Genomic DNA, 17,976 nt, shown 5'->3' with positions numbered 1-17,976 from the left:
GCGCCGAACTGTTCGGCGCTCTAGCCAGCGTCTGCAAGCGCGGACAGGCGGCTCGCCATGTACCGCGCGGGCGACGTCCCGAGAGCTTTGCGAAACATGGTCACGAAGCTGCTCGCGCTCTCGTAGCCGAGGTCCAGCGCCACGCTTTGCACGGTCGCGCCGCGGGAAAGCTTCTGGATGGCGAGGATGATGTGGAGCTGCTGGCGCCAGCGGCCGAAGCTCAAGCCCGTCTCCTCGACCAGGAGACGGTTCAAGGTGCGCTCACCGACGCCGATTCGCTTCGCCCACGTCTTCGTCGTCGCGCCGTTCGCCGGATCGGCGGTCATCGCATCCACCAAACGACGGAGCCGCGGATCGATCGGCATCGGCAGGCGATGCTTCTCGATCGAGACCGTCGCGAGCTCGTCGAGGAGCACGCTCACCAGACGCGCGTCCGGTCCTTCGAGGTCGTAGAGCGCGGGACGCGTCGCCAGGCGAAGCAAGAGCTCGCGGAGGAGCGGCGTCACCGACACCGCGCAGCAATCCAGTGGGAGGTTCGGCGCCGCGCCGGGCTCGACGAAGACGGCGTAGCCCTCGAGCGGCGCGCGCGCGCGGATCCGATGCGTCACGGACCCGGGGATCCACAGCGCCGATTGCGGCGGCACGATCCAGAGGGCGCTCGACGCTTCGCAGATCAGCTCTCCGCGCACCAAGTACATGAGCTGCGATTCGCGGTGCGCGTGAGGCTCGCTCTCGAGCCCGCCGCTCGCCATGCTGAGCCCGATCGCGTTCGCCGGTCGCGCGACCCCGGTCTTCCAGCGCCCGCTCGCCTCGAGCACGAAACGGCTCGCGAGCAACTCGAGCGACGCCGCCGCGCCACGGGGCTCGTTCGCCACCTGGACGTCTCCGCGAAACGTCCAGCCCGTCGGATGCACAATCTGTGTCGCCTTCGAACTTCGCCGCTTCGCTGCCATGGCCGTTCTGAAAAACAATTTGTCTTGATTGCGCAATGCAGTCAACAGCGCCGGGATCTACCTTCTCCGCCATGCCCCCGCCTTCCACCGCGCCTTCGGGCATGTAAGCCACGAGCGCTGTCATTCGATTGCAAGAGGAACGATGACGAAACCTGATCCCTTTTCTGTGCTCACCGATTCACGTGTGGCGCGCGTGTTGCGCCGCCTTCATGAAGAAGCGGACGAGCAATTCTTCGGTCTGGCACTTCACTATCTTTCAAAGCTGCCCGCCCTCCTTCTGGGGCGTAAGGTCGCCCTCGATGATGCCTCGGCTCTCCGCTCGCGCTATTTCGCGGACAAGTTCATCGCGCTCGAGCGGCCTCAAGGTGCCTTCTGTCATCAGACCGTGCGCGCGCTTCGGGCGAAGCTCGTCGTCGAGTTCGGCACGTCATTCGGCATCTCGACGATCTGGCTCGCCGCTGCCGTACGTGCGAACGGTGGAGGCAAGGTCATCGGTACCGAGTTCGTCCCAGAGAAGGCCGCGCGCGCGCAAAAGCACATCGAGGAGGCCGGCCTCGCCGACATCGTCGAGATCCGCGTCGGCGACGCGCTCGAAACACTCCGCGTGCTGCCTGGAGACGTCGACATGGCGCTCATCGATGGCTTCCCGCAGAAGTCGGTCGACGTGGTGAAGCTCCTCCGGCCATGGCTACGTACCGGCGCCGTGGTCGTCGCCGACAACGTCGGGGTCATGAAAGGCGACTACCGTCCCTACGTGGATTTCATGCGCGACCCACGCAACGGCTTCACGTCGATGCTGATCCCGTTCAAGTCCGGCACCGAATACTCCGTCCGGACGCCGGCCAACCCCGACCGGACGGCCGAGGCAAAGGCGGTGTGAGACGGTGTCTCTCGAGCTGTTCCTCGTTCTCGGCTCCCTCGAAGGTCGCGGGAACGGAGGACAAAAGACGGCGGACCCGGAGATTGCTCTCCGAGGCCTCAGTTTCGAAGGGGATTGGCTCCAGCTGCTGGACTCGAACCAGCGACCCGGCGGTTAACAGCCGCCTGCTCTACCGACTGAGCTAAGCTGGAATGGCGTCGTCGAAACGGACCGCGAGGATACCCGCGGAGCTTCGTCCGTCAAGAACTTTTTTCGAGCCCACGCGAAGAACGCCTCCCGGCCGGGCAACGAGCGGTTGCTCTCCCCCGTGTGTTCTGCGAAGAAGCCGACGTGCAAGACGCCGCGCCCGCTCCCGCGACGAACGCCTCCGCGCCTGCCGGAAGCGGTGCCGCCCCCGCGCCCGCCACGCCGAGCGCCGCACGCACGGCCGGCCGCGGCGGCCTCGCCATCGCCTTCGCGAAGGTCTCGTTCATCATCTTCGGCTTCGCCCAGCAGCTCCTCCTCGAACGGCTGCTCGGGCAGGCCGGCTACGGACAGATCTCCCGCGTGCTCGCGATCGTCGGCGTACTGAACAACGTCGTGGTCGCGACCGCGATCCAGGGCGTGTCCCGCGTGGTCTCGACGGCGACGGAAGAGAATGTGGACGCGGCCTTCGCGCGTACGTTGCGCGTGCACGTGGCGCTCGCGATCGTGCTTTCGCTCGGCTTCGCGCTCGCCGCGGGGACGATCGCGGCCGAGGTCGGCGCGCCGCACGTGGCGACGCCGCTGCGCATCGTCGCCGCCGTGGTGCTGCTCTACGGCATCTACGCGCCGCTCGTCGGATCGCTGAACGGGCGCAGGCGTTTCCTCGATCAGGCCGGGCTCGATGTGGGCTACGGGCTGCTCCGCACGCTCGGGATGGGCGTCGGGGCCTTCGTGCTCCTCCGGCTCGGTGGGAGCGGGACGCTCGGCGCGACGCTGGGGTTCGTCTCCGCGGCCGCGCTCATCGTGCCGATCGCGATCACGCGTTCGGGCGTGGGCAAGAGCGGCACCGCGGGGCCAAGCACACGCGAGTACCTCGGCTTTCTCGGCCCGCTCGCGCTCGGCCAGCTCGCGCTGAACCTCTTGCTCCAGACCGACCTCCTCTTGCTCAGCCGCTTCGTCGGGCGTGAAGCCGGCCGGCTCGGGCTCGCCGCGACCGCGGCCGACGATCTCATCGGGATCTACCGCGGCGTGCAGCTCTTCTCGTTCCTGCCCTACCAGCTCCTCATGTCCGTGAGCTTCGTGCTCTTCCCGATGCTCGCGAAGGCGCGTGCCGAGAAGAGCGAGCCGCTCGTCGCCGAGTACACGCGGGCCGGCGTGCGCATCGCGCTCCTGGTGACGGGCGCGGTCTCGGGGACGATCGCGGCGCTCGCGCCGCACGTGCTGCGCTTCGCCTACAAATCGAGCGCGATCTGGGAGCACGGCGGGCCGGTGCTCCGGGTGCTCGCGCTCGGGATGGGGTCGTTCGCGATCCTCGGGATCACCTCGGCCGCGCTGACGGGGCTCGGGCGCGAGCGGATGAGCGCGACCTTCAACGCGCTCGCGGTTTGCCTCGTGGCGCTCGGGTGCGTGGTGGTGACGCCGCGGCTCGTGTTCGGACCGCCGATGCTCTTCGGGACGGCGATCTCGACGTCGATCGCGCTCGGCCTCGTGGCCGTGGTCGCGGCGATCGCGCTGCGGCGCGAGGCGGGTGCGTTCGTCGCGCCGCTCTCGCTCGTGCGGGTCGTCGTGGCCGCGGCGGTGACGGTGGCCATGGGGATGCAGCTGCCTTGGCTCGGCAAACCGGCCGTGCTCATCCAGGGCCTCGTGACCGGCGCGCTCTATCTGTCGGTGCTCGTCGTGACGGGCGAGCTTGGCACGAAGGACCTGTCGCTCGTCCGGAAGGTCCTCGGAAAGGCCTGAACATGCGGGAGAACCCGCACGTCGGGCGTGACGAATCGTCGGCTTTCAGTATCCTTCGCCGCCCCCCTCCTCACTTCACCCATTCATCAACTCGCTAGAGCGGTAAGACAAACGTGGCGCATCAGTTCATTTTCACGATGCAGGACGTCCGGAAGGTGCACCCCCCGAACAAGGAGGTGCTGAAGGGCCTGTGGCTCTCCTTCTTCCCGGGCGCGAAGATCGGCGTCCTCGGGCACAACGGCGCAGGCAAGAGCACGCTGCTCCGGATCATGGCGGGCACCGACAAGGAGTTCCTCGGCGAAGCGAAGCCGGCCGACGGCACGCGCGTGGGCTTCCTCCAGCAGGAGCCGAGGCTCGACGCAGGCCGCACGGTGCTCGAGAACGTCGAGGCCGCCGTGTCCGAGACGCGCAAGCTGATGAAGCGCTTCGAGGAGATCGGCGTGCTGCTCGGCGAGTCGCCGGACAACATGGAGGAGCTGCTCGAAGAGTACGGGGTCCTGCAGGACAAGATCGACGCGTCGGGCGGCTGGGAGCTCGATCGCGTGCTCGAGCGCGCGATGGATGCGCTGCGCCTGCCGCCCGCGGACGCCGAGGTCGAGCACCTCTCGGGCGGCGAGCGTCGCCGCGTGGCGCTCTGCCGGCTGCTCCTCGAAAAGCCGGATCTTTTGCTGCTCGACGAGCCGACGAACCACCTCGACGCCGAGAGCGTGGCGTGGCTCGAGCGGTTCCTCGCGGAGTACACGGGCACCGTCGTGGCTGTGACTCACGATCGCTACTTCCTCGACAACGTGGCGGGCTGGATCCTCGAGCTCGATCGCGGCATGGGCTACCCGTACGAGGGCAACTACTCGGGCTGGCTCGAGCAGAAGAAGAAGCGCCTCGAGCTCGAGCAGAAGCAGGAGTCCTCGCGGCAGAAGACGCTCGAGCGCGAGCTCGAGTGGGTGCGGATGAACCCGCGCGCGCGGCAAGCCAAGAGCAAGGCGCGCCTCGCGGCCTACGAGACGCTGCTCGCCGAGGATCAGAAGGCGAAGGAGTACTCGCCGAGCCAGATCCACATCCCGGCCGGCGCGCGCCTCGGCAACGTGGTCGTGGAGGCCGAGCACCTGACGAAGGCGTTCGGCGACAAGCTGCTCATCGACGACCTCTCGTTCTCGCTGCCGCGCGGCGGGATCGTGGGCATCATCGGGCCGAACGGCGCGGGCAAGACGACGCTGTTCAAGATGATCATGGGCCTCGAGAAGGCCGACAAGGGCGCGCTCCGGATCGGCGAGAGCGTGGAGCTCGCGTACGTGGATCAGTCGCGCGACGCGCTCGATCCGAACAAGAGCGTCTGGCAGGAGATCTCGGGCGGCGAGCCGACGCTGCTCGTGGGCAAGCGCGAGGTGAACTCGCGCGCGTACGTGGCGTCGTTCAACTTCCAGGGCGCCGATCAGCAGAAGAAGGTCGGTGATCTCTCGGGCGGCGAGCGCAACCGCGTGCACCTGGCAAAACTGCTCCGCCGCGGGGGCAACGTGCTCCTGCTCGACGAGCCGACGAACGATCTCGACGTCGACACGTTGCGCTCGCTGGAGGAGGCGCTGCTCGAGTTCGCCGGCTGCGCCGTGATCATCAGCCACGATCGCTGGTTCCTCGACCGCATCGCGACGCACATCCTCGCGTTCGAGGGCGACAGCAAGGTCGTGTGGTTCGAGGGGAACTACGAGGATTACGAGGCGGATCTGAAGCGGCGCAAGGGCGCCGACGCGAACGAGCCGCACCGGATCCGGTACCGGCGCATGACGGACGTGGGCTAGCCGTTCCTTTCAGGGCAAAGGAAAAACCCTCGGGATCCTGGCTGGATCCGCCGGGGTTTTTCCTTTTGAGGGTGATCCCCCTCGGCTACGTCGGCGGGGCGTTCGGCGCGCATTGCAGCGTGCCGGAGGCGCAGATACCCGGCAGGGGCGTGGTGCAGGCGACGCCGCCGCCGGGGTTGTCGTCGTCGATGATGCCGTCGCAATCGTTGTAGGTGATCGCCGCATGGGCCGGACGATCCTGTAAAGAATAGGGAGCCGTCCTTTGCATTCATGATCCGTGAGCCCAGCCGGACCCGGACGATCCGACAATCCCTCCGCAAAGTGGCGGGGGATGGTCGCGGACCTGACCACGTCGTGGAAACCGAGAACGACGGCACTTGCCACGCCGAAATGGCGACGGGACACTGAGCGCATGTTGCATGCTTCTTCTCGGTCCCAAGGCTCTCGTTTCGGTGGATGGACAAGCCTCGCCCGCGCGGGAAGGCTCACGGCGAGCGGCGCCCTCGCCGCAGCGCTTCTCGTGCTTTCGAGCGGCGGATGCGGACAGGATGGCCGCGTCCGGGAAGGCTCGGGCGGCGACGCCGGCGGGGGCGGCGGGGGCGGCGGGAGCGGCGGGAGCGGCGGAGCGGGCGGGAGCGGCGGAGGGGCGCCGAAAGATCCGATGCCGCTGCGCGTCGTCAACTGGAACGTGCGCAATTACCTGAACGACAAGAACGACAGCGCCGCGGTGGACGAGGTGGTGCGGACGACGGCGCAATACGTGGCCCATCGAAAGGCGATCGGCGTGGTGCTTTCGGCGATCGACGCGGACGTGGTGGTGCTTCAGGAGGTGGAGAACGAGGCGTCGCTGTCGGACCTCGTGCAGAGTGAGCTCGGAGGGAAATACACGAGCATCGGGATCGTGGACGGGAACGATCCGCGCGGCATCGACATCGCGATTGTATCGAAACTGCCGATCGACGACGTGGTCTCGCACAAGGACGAGCAATTCCCGCTGAACGGGACGGTGGGGCCGACGTATCGATTCTCGCGCGACTGCCCCGAGTACCACCTGACCTACAATGGGCGAAAGCTCGTGCTCCTCGGCGTGCATTTCAAGGCGAAGGAGGACGACAATCCGAACAAGCGCCTCGCGGAGGCGCAACGCACGCGCGCGATCGCGAATGCGCTCGTGAAGGAGGACCCGTCACGGGCGGTGCTGGTGCTGGGCGATTTCAATGACACGCCGGGCTCGCCGCCGTATCTCGCCGTCATGGGCGAGGGGGACGGGACGTACACGAATGCGCCGGATTTCGTCCCGACAAACGATCGATGGACGTACGATTATCAGGGAGCGCTGGAGCTCGTGGACCACCAGATGTCGAATCCGCTGCTCGCGGGAATGCTCGATCAGGTCTCGGTGACCATTCGCCACGGCGATGATGTGGACGATGCGACGGACCATGCGCCCGTCGTGGCGACCTATGGCGTGAAGTAGCGGGGATGCGAGAGGAGAGGCCCGGCGATTCTCCGCGACGGGGAGCGCCGGGCTACTTGGCAGGCAAACGTCACGGGCAAAGCGTGTTCGAGACGATGACGTCGTCGATGTTCCACGAGGCGTACGGGTAGACCAGCGTCGACGCGATGTTGAAGCCCCAGCGAATACGCATGTTGGCGTTCTTGTACTGGGAAAGGTCGTAGGAGACCTTCGTCCACGCGGACGCCGTCGAAGCGGCGCTGCCGCTCTGCCAGACCTGAACCCAGGCCGTGCCGTTGAACACCTCGATGACGTTGTTCATGAACGGCGTCACGTCGCTGTTCAGCCAGCGCTGGAACTGGAGGTAGACGCCGGGGGCCGCCGAGGCGTCGAAGACCGGGCTCGTCAGGTAGTAGTAGGCGTGCGTCGTCGCGCTCTGCGAGCTCGTCGAACAGCCGCCGACGACGACGCCCGCGATCTTGTTGTCGGCCGACGCCGAGGTGTCGTTCGTGGGATCGTTGTGGGTGCCGCTCGAGTTCGTGCAGGCGCCGCCGACGGCCGCCTTGATCTCCCACTCGGACCCGAGGGTCCAGTCCGGCGCGTCCGCGAAATCCTCGTAGATGAACATCGTCGCGGCGCTCACGCAGGTGAGCTGGCCGCTCGAGCACGCCGTCTTGCCGCCGCAGGCGCACGCGACGTTGCCGCCCGGGTTGCCCTCGTCGATGATGCCATTGCAGTTCTCGTCGATCCCGTTGCATTGCTCGGGAGTCGCCGCCGAGTTTGGCTCGCAGATGAGCGCGCCGCTCGCGCACTTCAACGTGCCGCTCGAGCAGCCGCCCGATTGGCCCGTCTGGCAGGGGACGCCGCCCTCCGGGTTGTTCTCGTCGACCACGCCGTCGCAGTCGTCGTCGATGCCGTTGCACTTCTCGGGCGATTGCGGGGTGACCGGGAAGCAGTCGATGGTGGTGCCGTTGCACGCGATCGCGCCGTTCGAGCAGGCGCCGAGCAGGCCCGTGCCGCACTGGCCGCCCGTGCCCGGGATGTCCTCGTCCGTCGTGCCGTCGCAGTCGTCATCGACGCCGTTGCAGGTCTCGGGGACGGGCGTGACGTCGGGCACGCAGATGAGCTCGCCGCTCGTGCAGGCGTACTTGCCCTTGGCGCAGGCGCCGACCAGCTCGGACGTGCAGGTCTTGCCCTTCTCGGGGAAGGAGTCGTCGGGGATCTGATCGCAGTCGTTGTCGAGGCCGTCGCAGACCTCGAGCGTGGGCTGGAGCGGGATGCACTCATTGAGCTGGCCGTTCTCGCACGTGACGACCGTGACCTGGCAGGCGCCGAACCCGCAGGACGTCGGGGCCATGTCGTCGACGGCGCCGTTGCAGTCGTCGTCGATGCCGTTGCAGGTCTCCTGCGTCTTCGGCACGACCTCGCCTGCGCACTTGCTCCACTTGCCACTCAGATCACACGACTGCTGGCCCGCGGTGCAAGGACCGATGCCCTGCGTGCCCTCGGCGCCCGAGTAGCAGGACTGCGTTTGTCCCTGGACGCAGGGGCAGTCCTCGTCGACTTCCTGGTCGCAGTCGTTGTCCAGGCCGTCGCACTTCTCGTCGGTCGGCGTGCACATCATGCCGCCAGCGCCGCCCTGGCCGCCGGCGCCACCCTGGCCGCCTTGGCCGCCGGTGCCGCCCACCCCGGCAGTGCCGCCTTGTCCCGCCCCCGTGTTTTCGTCCGTGCCGCCCGCGCAGCCGAACGCATGAATTGCCAAGCAGCCAAGCGCCACCAGCGTGGCGGGGATCGTCGATCGCATCGGCCCTCCGAACAACACGAGGCCGAGCACACGCGCACCCGGACCTCGCACGCAAGACAGCCGGATGTTTCCAGGATTCTCGAGCCGCGTAAAGCGCTGAAGGGCCTCGCGAAAGGTGATCCCGGCACGGGGGACAGGCCTGAGGTAAGCTCGGCGTCATGGCTTCCGGCAGCGCCCCGACGAACAAACGCACGCGAAAGCGCGGGCGTCGTGACGTCGGCCGCGTCTTCGCCATCGCGCTCTGCGTGCTGTTTGCCCTGGTCGGGGCCATCCCGCTCGTCCTCGGCGCGCTCGTGCGAACGGGCCCCGTACGCGCGTGGGCCGCGCGCGAGACAGCGGCGCTCATCGAACGGGAGCTCGGCGTCGTCGCGCGCTACCAGGTCGCCGTGCAAGCCTGGCCGATGGCGATCGATCTCGAAGAGCTCGTCGTCGACGCGACCGACGGCGGCGCGCCCGTGCTCTCGGTGGAGCGGATCAGCGTTCGTCCGCGGGTGTTTTCCCTGCTCGACGGGGAGCTCGACGTGGGCGAGGTCGAGGTGCTCGGGCCGCGGATCCGCGCTGTCGTCGAAGGCGGTGCGCTCAAGAACCTGGCGCTCAAGCTGCCGGCCTCGCAGCCGTCGGCCGAGAAAACGCGAGCCCCCTTCTCGTCGCTCGCCGTGACGGACGCGCGGATCGACGCGCTCGTCGAGGGCGTGCACGTCGTGACGAACGAGGTCGACGTCGACGTATCCGCGGAGGACGACGGGGCCTTCGAGATCGCGCTCCGCGCCGGGAAGAGCACGATCGTCCGGACGCACTCCATGCCTGGTCGGCCCGACGAGGACATGGTCGACGAGGACGTGATCTGCCGGCTCGACACGCGCGTGCGTGTCGACGCGGAGGGTCTGCTCGTCCGGCGGCTCCGGCTGCTCGGCGCGGCGGATCTCGATCCGGACGCAGGAACGAGCCCGGGGTGCGAGCTGGCGAAGGAGGACTGGCGTTCGGTGGAGCTCGAGCTCGGCGCGCTGCGCGTGGAGCTGCCGAGCGGAGCGCCGCTCGCGATGCCGGCGTTTCGTGGCCGCGTGCGGACGCGGCTGCCGGTCCCGATCGCGCATCGCTTCGTGGACACGCCGTGGCTCACGGGCGCGGTGGGGCTCGACGTGGAGGTCGCGCACGACGGCAAGTCCACGCTGCCGCGCGTGGTGGGGCGCATCGAAGCGGATCGGCCGGGGCTGTCGGGCAAGGTCTTCGCGACGACGTTCGAGGGCGAGCTGTCGATCGCCGAGGACGTGGTGCGCGTGTCGAAGATCGAGGTCGGGTGGGCCGACGGCACGGCGACGATCGCCGACGTGAAGATCGAGCCGTTCGCGCCGGGCGCGCCGCTCAACGCGGGTCCGATCGAGCTCCGCGACATCCAGTTCCCGGGGCTGCTCCGGGATCTCGGCGTGCACCCGCAGGCGCACGTGGCCTGGAACCTCGAGCGAGGCCACTTCGAGCGGTTCGGCGGGACGCTCTCGCCAATCTCGCTCGACGGGCCCATGGAATTCGCGACGCGGAACTTCGAGGTCTTCGACAAACCCACCACGGATCCCGCGCGCGGGCACATGATGGGCGTGGCCGAGGGCAAGCTGCACGGCACGTTCCGCGTGCGTCCGACGGGGATCGTGCTCGACGACGTGGCCATCGAGACGCCGAAGTCGGAGCTCCACACCACCGTAAAACTCTTCTTCAAGAGCTTCCTCGACATCGAGATCGCGAAGGGCTCGCACGTCGATCTGTCGGAGATCTCGCCGCTCAAGAACATCCCGATCGCGGGGATCGCGGAGGTCACGGCCGCGGCGCGCGGGCCGTTCACGCGGCCGAAGATCGAGGCCGACGTGTCGATCAAGGGCTTCGAGTTCGCGGCATTCTCGTTCGGTGACGTGGAGAGCGCGCGCGTGTTCTTCGAGCCGTTCGATCTGCGCCTCGCCGACGTGCACCTGCGCAAGGGCGACAGCAAGATCCGCGCGCCCGAGGTACACATCGACTTCGACGCGGGGCCGAACGTGGTGGTCGACGCGGAGATCGACACGCAGGCCGCGCCGCACCTCTGGATCCACGACTTCTACCGGATCGTGCACCTCGACGACGATCCGCGCTTCGCCGACATCGACGGCAACGCGAGCGGGACGGCGCGCGTGCACTTCGTGGTCGGCGGGGCCGAGGATCGCTGCGGCTCGGGCCGGCTGCGCGTGAAGACGAAGATGCACCTCGAAGAGGTGGCGCTCTTCGGCGAGAAATACTCCGACGGCGATGTCGACGTGGATCTCGACTGGGAAGATCGCGATGCGGGCGCCGCGGGGATGAACCTCGACGTGCACGCGGCGAGCCTGCGCAAGGGCTCGGGCTCGCTGCTCGCGACCGTGTCGGTTCGTCCAGGCGGGCGTGTGTCCGGGCAGGCGATCGCCACGGGGATCCCGATCGATCACCTCGACGCGCTCGGCCGCATGGGCAAGCCGCTCGACGGCTCGATCTCGGCCATCGCGAACATCTCGGGCACGGTGAGCCAGCTCGAGGCGCAGGCCGACGTGCAGATCTCGCCGATCCGGATCGGGCCCTCGTCGCTGCCGTCGTCGCAGCTCCGCGTGCTCATGGGATCCGAGAACACGCAGGTGAAGACGATCGGCTGGACGCGCTGCGGCAACCCGCGCTCGGCGCCCTTCGATCGGGCCGAGTTCGACAGGGACACGTCCTCGGGCACGTTCCGCGTCGACGGCATGCTCGCAGGCGGGCAGCTCGCGCTCGAGGACGTGCGCATCACGCGCCAGAAGCACAAGGTCGTGACGGGCAAGCTCACGACGCGCGGGCTCGATCTCGGCACGCTCGCGAACCTGATCCCCGGCGTCGCGTTCAGCGCGACGCCGCCCCACGGGAGCCTCGACGCGGCGCTCGAAATCCGGCGTCTTCCCCTCGACGATCTCGCGAAGAGCGACGTGGTCGTGGCGCTGACGGGACTCGATCTCGAGCGTGGCGGGCGGCGCGTGTCGCTGCGCGGGACGCCGGGGCCGATCGTCGTGCAGAACAACACGCTCGCGCTGCCCGATCTCGATCTCGTGGTGCAGAGCGGCTCGGGTTTGTCGGCGCCGATCTCACTCGGCGGCCGCGTGCAGCGGCTCGTGACCGCGCCGGAGTTCGACGTGGGCCTGCGCGTGGGGCCGCTCGATCTCGGGCGTCTGTCCGCGGACATGCCGCAGGTCTCGCGCGCGAAAGGATCCCTCGAAGCGAACCTGCGCGTGCAAGGTACGACGAACGCGCTGCGGTACGGAGGTTCAGCGCGGCTGCGAGGCGGCGAGCTCGCGCTGCGAGGTTTGCCCGTGTCGATCGACGACGTCGAGGTGGACATCGCGGTCACGAACAGCGAGGTGCGCATCCTCCGCGGAGCAGCAAAGGTCGGCGGCGGCGAGGTGAGCGTGACGGGGCGCATGCCGATCCGCGGCTTCGAGCTCGGCACAGCCGAGGCCTCGATCCTCGCGCGCGGCGTGAAAATGCCGCTCGGCGAGGGCATCAACCTGACCGCAGACGCCGATCTCGCCGCGACGTTCCGGCCGAGCACGTCCGACGAGGAGCGCGCGGAGAAGAACCTGCCCGAAGTGAAGGGGACGGTGTCGCTGACGTCGTTCACGTACTCGCGGCCGATCGCACTGAGCCTCGATCTGAACCAGCTCGCAGGCGGGCCGAAGCGCACCGCGGTCGAGACGTACGACCCGAAGAACGACGCGCTGCGCTTCGACGTGAACGTGGTCTCGCCGCGGCCGATGCGCTTCTCGAACGGGCTCGTCGACATGCTGCTCGAAGTGACGCCGCCCGGGCTCGCGCTCTCCGGGACGAACCAGCGATACGGCGCACGCGGCAACCTGCGCATCCTGCCAGACTCGAAGCTCCGGCTGCGAAACAGCGAGTTCACGGTGCGCGAGGGTTCGGTTCGATTCGACGATCCCCTGCGTCTCGCGCCGCGGATCGATCTGCGCGCGCAGACCGAGTACCGGCGTTACGCAGCGACGAGCGCCGCAGGCACGGCGCCAGCGGACACGAGCACGAGCGCGGCGGCGACGGCGACGCTCGGGCAGCAGTGGCGCATCAACCTCTACGCCCACGGCGATCAGGAGAACGTGAAGCTCGACCTCACGAGTGATCCGCCACTCGGGCAGGAGGACATCGTCCTCTTGTTGACGCTCGGCCTCACGCGGGCCGAGATGGATCGTGGGCTCGCATCGTCCCTCGGCGAGACCGTGGGCCTCGAAGCACTCGCCGCGCTCACCGGCGCAGACAAGGCCGTGAAGACGATCGTGCCGCTCATCGACGAGTTCCGGTTCGGCACGTCGTACTCGTCGCGCACAGGCCGCACCGAGCCGACGGTCACGCTCGGCAAGCGCATCACAGAGGACGTGCGCGCCACCGTGACGACAGGCATCACCGAGAACCGCGAGGTCCGTTCAAGCATCGAGTGGCGTCTCGGCAAACGCGTCATCGTGCAGGGCGCATACGACAACACGAACGACGTCTCGAGCTCGCCACTCGGCAACCTCGGCGCCGACTTGCGCTGGCGGCTCGAGTTCGAATAGCGGGCGTATCGCCGGGGTTTCACCCCGGACCCGACCAGGGGCTCTTCGCCCCTGGACCCGAACCAGCGCAAGCGCTGGACCCGGGGCGACAGCGCGCGATGCGCGCTGTCGACAGGGAAAACGTTCCAAGCACGTAGGACAGCGCTGCTGTCTTGGTTGGCAACGCCGCGCGTGGTCTTGCCCCGGACCCGTCCGAGAAACCGCGCATCGCGCGGTTTCTCGGCCCTCGGTCCAGGCCGTGCCTGGTCCGGGGTGAAGGGGGCGGACAGCCCCCTTCTGGGGTGCGGGGCAAAGCCCCGCGCTCAGCCGAAGCCGGGCAGATCGTCGAGCGCGGCGCGCACGGGCGCGTAGCTCTGCTCGCGGCCGGGGATCCAGCGGCGCAGCCCTTCCATGTCGAGGAGCTTGCGGTGCTTCGGGTTCGCGTACGCCATCTCGGAGAGGGTGCGCTTGAACGCCTCGACCTTGTCCGCGGCGAGCGTGGGCATCGCGTCGAACATGCGCAGGTCGAACGTCGGCGTCGTCCACAGGACGTCGACGATGCGTGGATCGACGTGCCCTGCCGCCTGCTCGGCCTGGAAGACGAGGCTCCCGACCGCGCCCGCGTGGGCCCGACCTTCGTGCACGGCCGCGAGCACCGCGAGCTCGCTCGCGCCCGTGTCGCCGTGTTTGCCGACGTCGGAGTCGAACGCGAGGATCTTCACCTGGTTCAGATCCACACCCGCCTGCTTCAAGTAGTAGAGCGGCAGGATCCGCGACTGCGCCGAGTCCCGCGTCCCCACGGCCAGCACCTTTCCGTGCAGATCCGTGAGCTTCCGAACGACGACCTCCCGACGGATGAGGATCTTTGCGCAGACGTCGCGGTCGCGGTCGCGCATGGCGATGCCGATCGACTTGCCTTCGGTGCGCCGCTTCACACGCACATGGGAGATGCCCGAGTTCCAGGCGATGTCGACGTGCCCGTGGAGTAGGGCCTCGATCTGCCGCTCGTAGCTGGAGAAAAGCGCGAAATCGAGGGACACGCCGTGCTCCTGGAAGTGCTCACGCATGCCCTCCCAGATGGTCACGACCTTCGGGTCGTATGCGACCGCCCCTATCAGGATCGTCGGATCAGCCATGCCGTACCTTTTGGCGAGCAACTCGGGCGGACGGTAGCATCGGGACGGGCGTCTCCAAAGGGCCGCGAGCCCCTCCGTGCCCCCCATCTACCTCGGCCCGTGCCCATCCCGCGTTTTTCCCGGTCCCAACGAGCCCGCTGCCTCGCCGCGGCATGCTCGCTCGTCTGCCTGCTCGGCGCAGGGTCGGCAGAGGCCGAGGACGCGAAAAACCAGGGGACGAGCCCCGGCGAACGCGCGGCGCTTGCTGGCGAGGAGCCGCAAGCCGCGCTTGCCGCGCCGCAGCTCTCGCCGCCGCCGGACACGAGCGCGCTCACGGGCAAACCGATCAAGCGGGTCGACGTCGTGACCGTGGGCTCGCGATGGAGCACCTCGCTGCGCATCACGAAGGTCCGCGCGGGCGAACCGTTCGAGCCCTCGGCCGCGCGAACCGTGATGCGCGAGCTCACGGAGTCGGGGCAGTTCGCGCGCGTGACCGTGGAGGCCATCGCCGAGGGAGACGGCGTCGTGCTGCGCGCGCACGTGCTGCCGCGGCGCCTCGTGGCCTCGATCCGCCTCTCGGGCGCGACGCTGGATCGCGCGGCGACACTCGACGCGGCGCGCGTGCGCGAAGGCGGCGAGATCACGTCGCCGATGCTGACGGAGATCGGCCAGCGGATCCGCCGGTACTACGCGGATCACGGCTACCCCCAAGCGAACGTCACGTCCGACGTTTCGGACACGGACGATCCAAACCGCGTCGTCCTGCGCATCGACATCGACGCGGGCGCGCCGCGCACGGTGACGCGTCGCTACTTCGTGATCACGCCCGGCATGGAGCGCGAGGTGAACGGCCTCGAAGATCGCTATCGGCTCGGGGTCGGCGCGCGCATCGACGAACCGCTGCTCGAGGAGGCCGATCGGGAGCTCGCCGAGGTGCTGCGGGAAAACGGCTTCTACCGCGCCGACGTGAAGCACGTGGTGCGGCTCTCGGCGTCGAGCAGCGAGCTCTTCGTGTACGTCACGCCCGGGCCGCGCATCGTCCCGGTCTTCGAGGGCAACCGCTCCGTCGACGAGGTCGAGCTCTCCGCCGCGATCGCGCCGAAGAAGGGACTCGAGCAGAAGACGCAAGAGCTCGTCGAGAGGCTCACCCGCTTCTACGTGCAGCGTGGCTTCTTCGACGCGCGTGTCGTCCCCGAGGAGCGCGGCGGCCCGAACGATCCGGTGCACCACCTCGTCTTGCGGATCGACGAGGGTGATCAGGTGCGCGTCGTGCAGCGCATCTTCCCGTGCCTGCCGAAGACGTGGAACGCCGAGCAGGTGCGCGGCGAGATCGACAGCTTCCTCGTGGAGGATCTGCCCGGCGACAAAGGTTTTTCGCTGAAGGATCCGAACGCGGTCTCGGCGCTCTTCGGCGGGCGCGGACCACGCGCCGTGGCGAGGCCGCTCGATCTGAACCCGGTCGAGACGTACGCGCCCGAAACCTACGAGCGCGCGCTCAAGCACCTGAAGGATCTCGCCTACAGCAAGGGCTACCTCAACGCCGTCGTCGGGCCCGTGCAACTCGAGCGCGCGACGTGCAGCGCGCGCTCCCCCGCGGGCCGCTGCATCCCCGAGCCACGCGAGCCGAACGAGGCCGTCTGCGCGAAAGACGCCCTCGGCCTACCGCTGCCCGAGCCCGATCCCCCGCAGACGCTCGTGTGCCGCCCCGATCCCGTGAAGCACGTCGAGTGCTCGCGCGAGATCGCGCTGCGCATCCCGATGCACCTCGGCCCGCAGACCTTGCTGCACGACGTCGCCTTCGAGGGCAGCCGCACGGTCTCCGAGCAGGCGCTCTTCGAGACGAGCCGCCTCGAGCTCGGCAAGCCGCTCTCCACGATCGAGCTCGAAGCCGCGCGCCTCCGGCTCGTCGAGTCCTACCGCGATCGTGGCTACGCGTTCGTCGAGGTGAAGGCCTCGATCGAGCCCTCGCCCGACCGCACGCGGGCGCGGGCGCGGTTCGCGATCACCGAGCGGGATCAGGTCATCGTCGGCGGCTTCGTCGTACGCGGCGCGCTCCGCACCAGCGAAGAGCTCATCCTGCGCCGCATCGCGCTCGAGGAGGGCAAGCCTTTCGTCGAGCGCGACGCGCGGCGCAGCGAGGAGCGCATCGGATCGCTCGGCGCGTTCTCCAGCGTCTCCGTGGGCCTCGAAGATCCAGAGGTCCCGCAGAAGCAGAAGCGCGTGCTCGTCACGGTCACCGAGCAGGTCCCGCAGTACCTCGATCCACGCGTCGGCTTCTCCACGGGTGAGGGCCTGCGCTTCGCCGTCGAGTACGGCCACAAGAACATCGCGGGCCTCGCCATCGCGCTCACCCTGCGCGTGCAGCTCTCCTACCTCTTCGACTTCATCGTCGTCGATCCCGGCGTGCGCGCCGACTACGAGAAGAAGCTCAGCGTCGGCCAGCAGCTCGAGCGCCGCAACACCGCGTCGATCACCTTCCCCGAAATCGGGCTCGGTCCGCTCGTGAGCCTCTCCGTCGACGGCATCGACGTGCGCGACAACCAGCGCGGCTTCGGCATCACCCGGCAAGCGCTCGTGCCCACGCTCGCCTACCGGCCGAGCCGCACGATCACGATGCGCCTCGGCGCGTCCGCGGAGGTGAACGAGGTCGACGTCTTCAACGAGACGGCCATCGACTCACCGATCATCCCGCTCCTCCGCGTGCCGTTCGGCAGCACGTTCGCCGTTGCCGAGCGCATCAACTTCGCGTGGGACGGCCGCAACAGCGCCTTTGCCGCCACCAAGGGCGCGCTCGTCGCGCTCGGCGTCGAGCACGTCAACGCGCTGCCCACCGACGAGGGCGAGGCCACGATCAACAGCCACTTCCTCCGCATGTCCGGCCGCGTCGCCGGCTACTTCGAGCTCAGCTCGAAGGGCCCGAGCATCGCGATGAGCCTCGCGGCCGGCTACAACCTGCAGCTCAAGGACGGCAGCTCCACCTACCCCGACCGCCTCTTCTTCCTCGGCGGCGTCGACACGATCCGCGCCTTCCTCGCCGACGCGCTCGTGCCCGAAGACGTCGCGCGAGGGCTCATCGCGAAAGGTCAGACCACGCGCTCGGCCGTCCTCGCGAACGTCCCGATCCGCGGCGGCGACCTCTCCATCAACCCGCGCCTCGAGCTACGCGTGCCGGTCACCGACCTCTTCCAGGCCGGCTTCTTCCTCGACACGGGCAACCTCTGGAAGGAGCCGACGGCCATCGACTTCACCCTCCGCTACGCCCTCGGCGGGGGCCTGCGCATCACGACCCCCATCGGCCCCCTCGCGCTCGACTACGGCTTCAACCTGAACCGCCGCCAGTGGGAGGACATCGGCGCCTTCCACTTCTCGATCGGCCTGTTCTGACGGAAATTTGGGATCGGACATAACCTGTCCGCTCTCCCGCCGTTCCGTCTTGCCTCCTGAACAGCCGGACAGTATACGCAGCCGAGACGAACGGTTCGTGGCGCAAAAC

At 68.5% G+C, this 17,976-nt stretch carries 10 protein-coding genes and 1 tRNA gene; 6 read left to right on the top strand and 5 right to left on the bottom strand.

Annotated elements, in window-relative coordinates; all coding sequences use genetic code 11:
* Positions 1-20 precede the first annotated feature (20 nt).
* Positions 21-875 (bottom strand): AraC family transcriptional regulator, encoded by an 855-nt coding sequence (locus KEG57_RS42080; RefSeq protein ID WP_272459551.1) that lies wholly within the window; start codon positions 873-875, stop codon positions 21-23.
* A gap of 220 nt (positions 876-1,095) precedes the next feature.
* Here KEG57_RS42080 and KEG57_RS42075 point away from each other — a divergent pair, with 220 nt between their 5' ends.
* Positions 1,096-1,833, top strand: a complete 738-nt coding sequence (locus KEG57_RS42075; protein ID WP_272459550.1) for an O-methyltransferase — start codon at positions 1,096-1,098, stop codon at positions 1,831-1,833.
* Between the two features lie 115 nt (positions 1,834-1,948).
* Here the strand turns inward: KEG57_RS42075 and KEG57_RS42070 are convergent.
* Positions 1,949-2,024 (bottom strand) — tRNA-Asn (locus KEG57_RS42070).
* A 118-nt stretch (positions 2,025-2,142) separates the two neighbouring features.
* Here KEG57_RS42070 and KEG57_RS55925 point away from each other — a divergent pair.
* Together KEG57_RS55925 and ettA are read left to right on the top strand one after the other, a co-directional pair.
* Positions 2,143-3,756, top strand: coding sequence for a lipopolysaccharide biosynthesis protein (locus KEG57_RS55925; protein ID WP_272459549.1), 1,614 nt, complete (start codon positions 2,143-2,145; stop codon positions 3,754-3,756).
* A gap of 113 nt (positions 3,757-3,869) precedes the next feature.
* Positions 3,870-5,549 (top strand): energy-dependent translational throttle protein EttA, encoded by a 1,680-nt coding sequence (ettA, locus tag KEG57_RS42060; protein ID WP_272422061.1) that lies wholly within the window; start codon positions 3,870-3,872, stop codon positions 5,547-5,549.
* 85 nt (positions 5,550-5,634) lie between these two features.
* On the opposite strand, the gene KEG57_RS42055 is transcribed toward ettA, so the two are convergent.
* Positions 5,635-5,817, bottom strand: coding sequence for a hypothetical protein (locus KEG57_RS42055; RefSeq protein WP_272422059.1), 183 nt, complete (start codon positions 5,815-5,817; stop codon positions 5,635-5,637).
* Between the two features lie 144 nt (positions 5,818-5,961).
* On the opposite strand from KEG57_RS42055, the gene KEG57_RS42050 reads away from it, so the two are divergent.
* Positions 5,962-7,026, top strand: a complete 1,065-nt coding sequence (locus KEG57_RS42050; RefSeq protein WP_272422057.1) for an endonuclease/exonuclease/phosphatase family protein — start codon at positions 5,962-5,964, stop codon at positions 7,024-7,026.
* Positions 7,027-7,096: 70 nt separating this feature from the next.
* On the opposite strand, the gene KEG57_RS42045 is transcribed toward KEG57_RS42050, so the two are convergent.
* Entirely contained in the window at positions 7,097-8,809 is a 1,713-nt protein-coding gene (locus tag KEG57_RS42045; RefSeq protein ID WP_272422056.1) for a MopE-related protein, read from the bottom strand.
* A 158-nt stretch (positions 8,810-8,967) separates the two neighbouring features.
* On the opposite strand from KEG57_RS42045, the gene KEG57_RS42040 reads away from it, so the two are divergent.
* Positions 8,968-13,389 carry a translocation/assembly module TamB domain-containing protein gene (locus KEG57_RS42040; RefSeq protein WP_272459548.1) on the top strand — a complete coding sequence of 1,474 codons (4,422 nt, stop codon included), beginning with the start codon at positions 8,968-8,970 and terminating at the stop codon, positions 13,387-13,389.
* A gap of 302 nt (positions 13,390-13,691) precedes the next feature.
* Here KEG57_RS42040 and KEG57_RS42035 read toward each other — a convergent pair whose 3' ends face one another.
* Positions 13,692-14,504: a phosphate/phosphite/phosphonate ABC transporter substrate-binding protein gene (locus KEG57_RS42035; protein WP_272422053.1), complete on the bottom strand. Its 813-nt coding sequence runs from the start codon at positions 14,502-14,504 to the stop codon at positions 13,692-13,694.
* A 99-nt stretch (positions 14,505-14,603) separates the two neighbouring features.
* On the opposite strand from KEG57_RS42035, the gene KEG57_RS42030 reads away from it, so the two are divergent.
* The gene (locus KEG57_RS42030; RefSeq protein ID WP_272422052.1) at positions 14,604-17,867 is read left to right on the top strand and encodes a POTRA domain-containing protein; all 3,264 of its coding nucleotides are present in this window, start codon (positions 14,604-14,606) and stop codon (positions 17,865-17,867) included.
* The last annotated feature ends 109 nt before the right edge of the window (positions 17,868-17,976 follow it).

Source organism: Polyangium jinanense, from assembly GCF_028435365.1.
Note: the sequence above shows the minus strand (reverse complement) of the source record. Positions and strands in the feature narration are given on the sequence as shown.

Bases quoted from the DNA above. Each gene is read 5' to 3' on its own strand.
- KEG57_RS42075 (WP_272459550.1), top strand. From the start codon at position 1,096: ATGACGAAACCTGATCCCTTTTCTGTGCTCACCGATTCACGTGTGGCG.
- KEG57_RS42055 (WP_272422059.1), bottom strand. From the start codon at position 5,817: ATGCAAAGGACGGCTCCCTATTCTTTACAGGATCGTCCGGCCCATGCG.
- KEG57_RS42045 (WP_272422056.1), bottom strand. From the start codon at position 8,809: ATGCGATCGACGATCCCCGCCACGCTGGTGGCGCTTGGCTGCTTGGCA.
- KEG57_RS42035 (WP_272422053.1), bottom strand. From the start codon at position 14,504: ATGGCTGATCCGACGATCCTGATAGGGGCGGTCGCATACGACCCGAAG.
- KEG57_RS42050 (WP_272422057.1), top strand. From the start codon at position 5,962: ATGTTGCATGCTTCTTCTCGGTCCCAAGGCTCTCGTTTCGGTGGATGG.
- KEG57_RS42040 (WP_272459548.1), top strand. From the start codon at position 8,968: ATGGCTTCCGGCAGCGCCCCGACGAACAAACGCACGCGAAAGCGCGGG.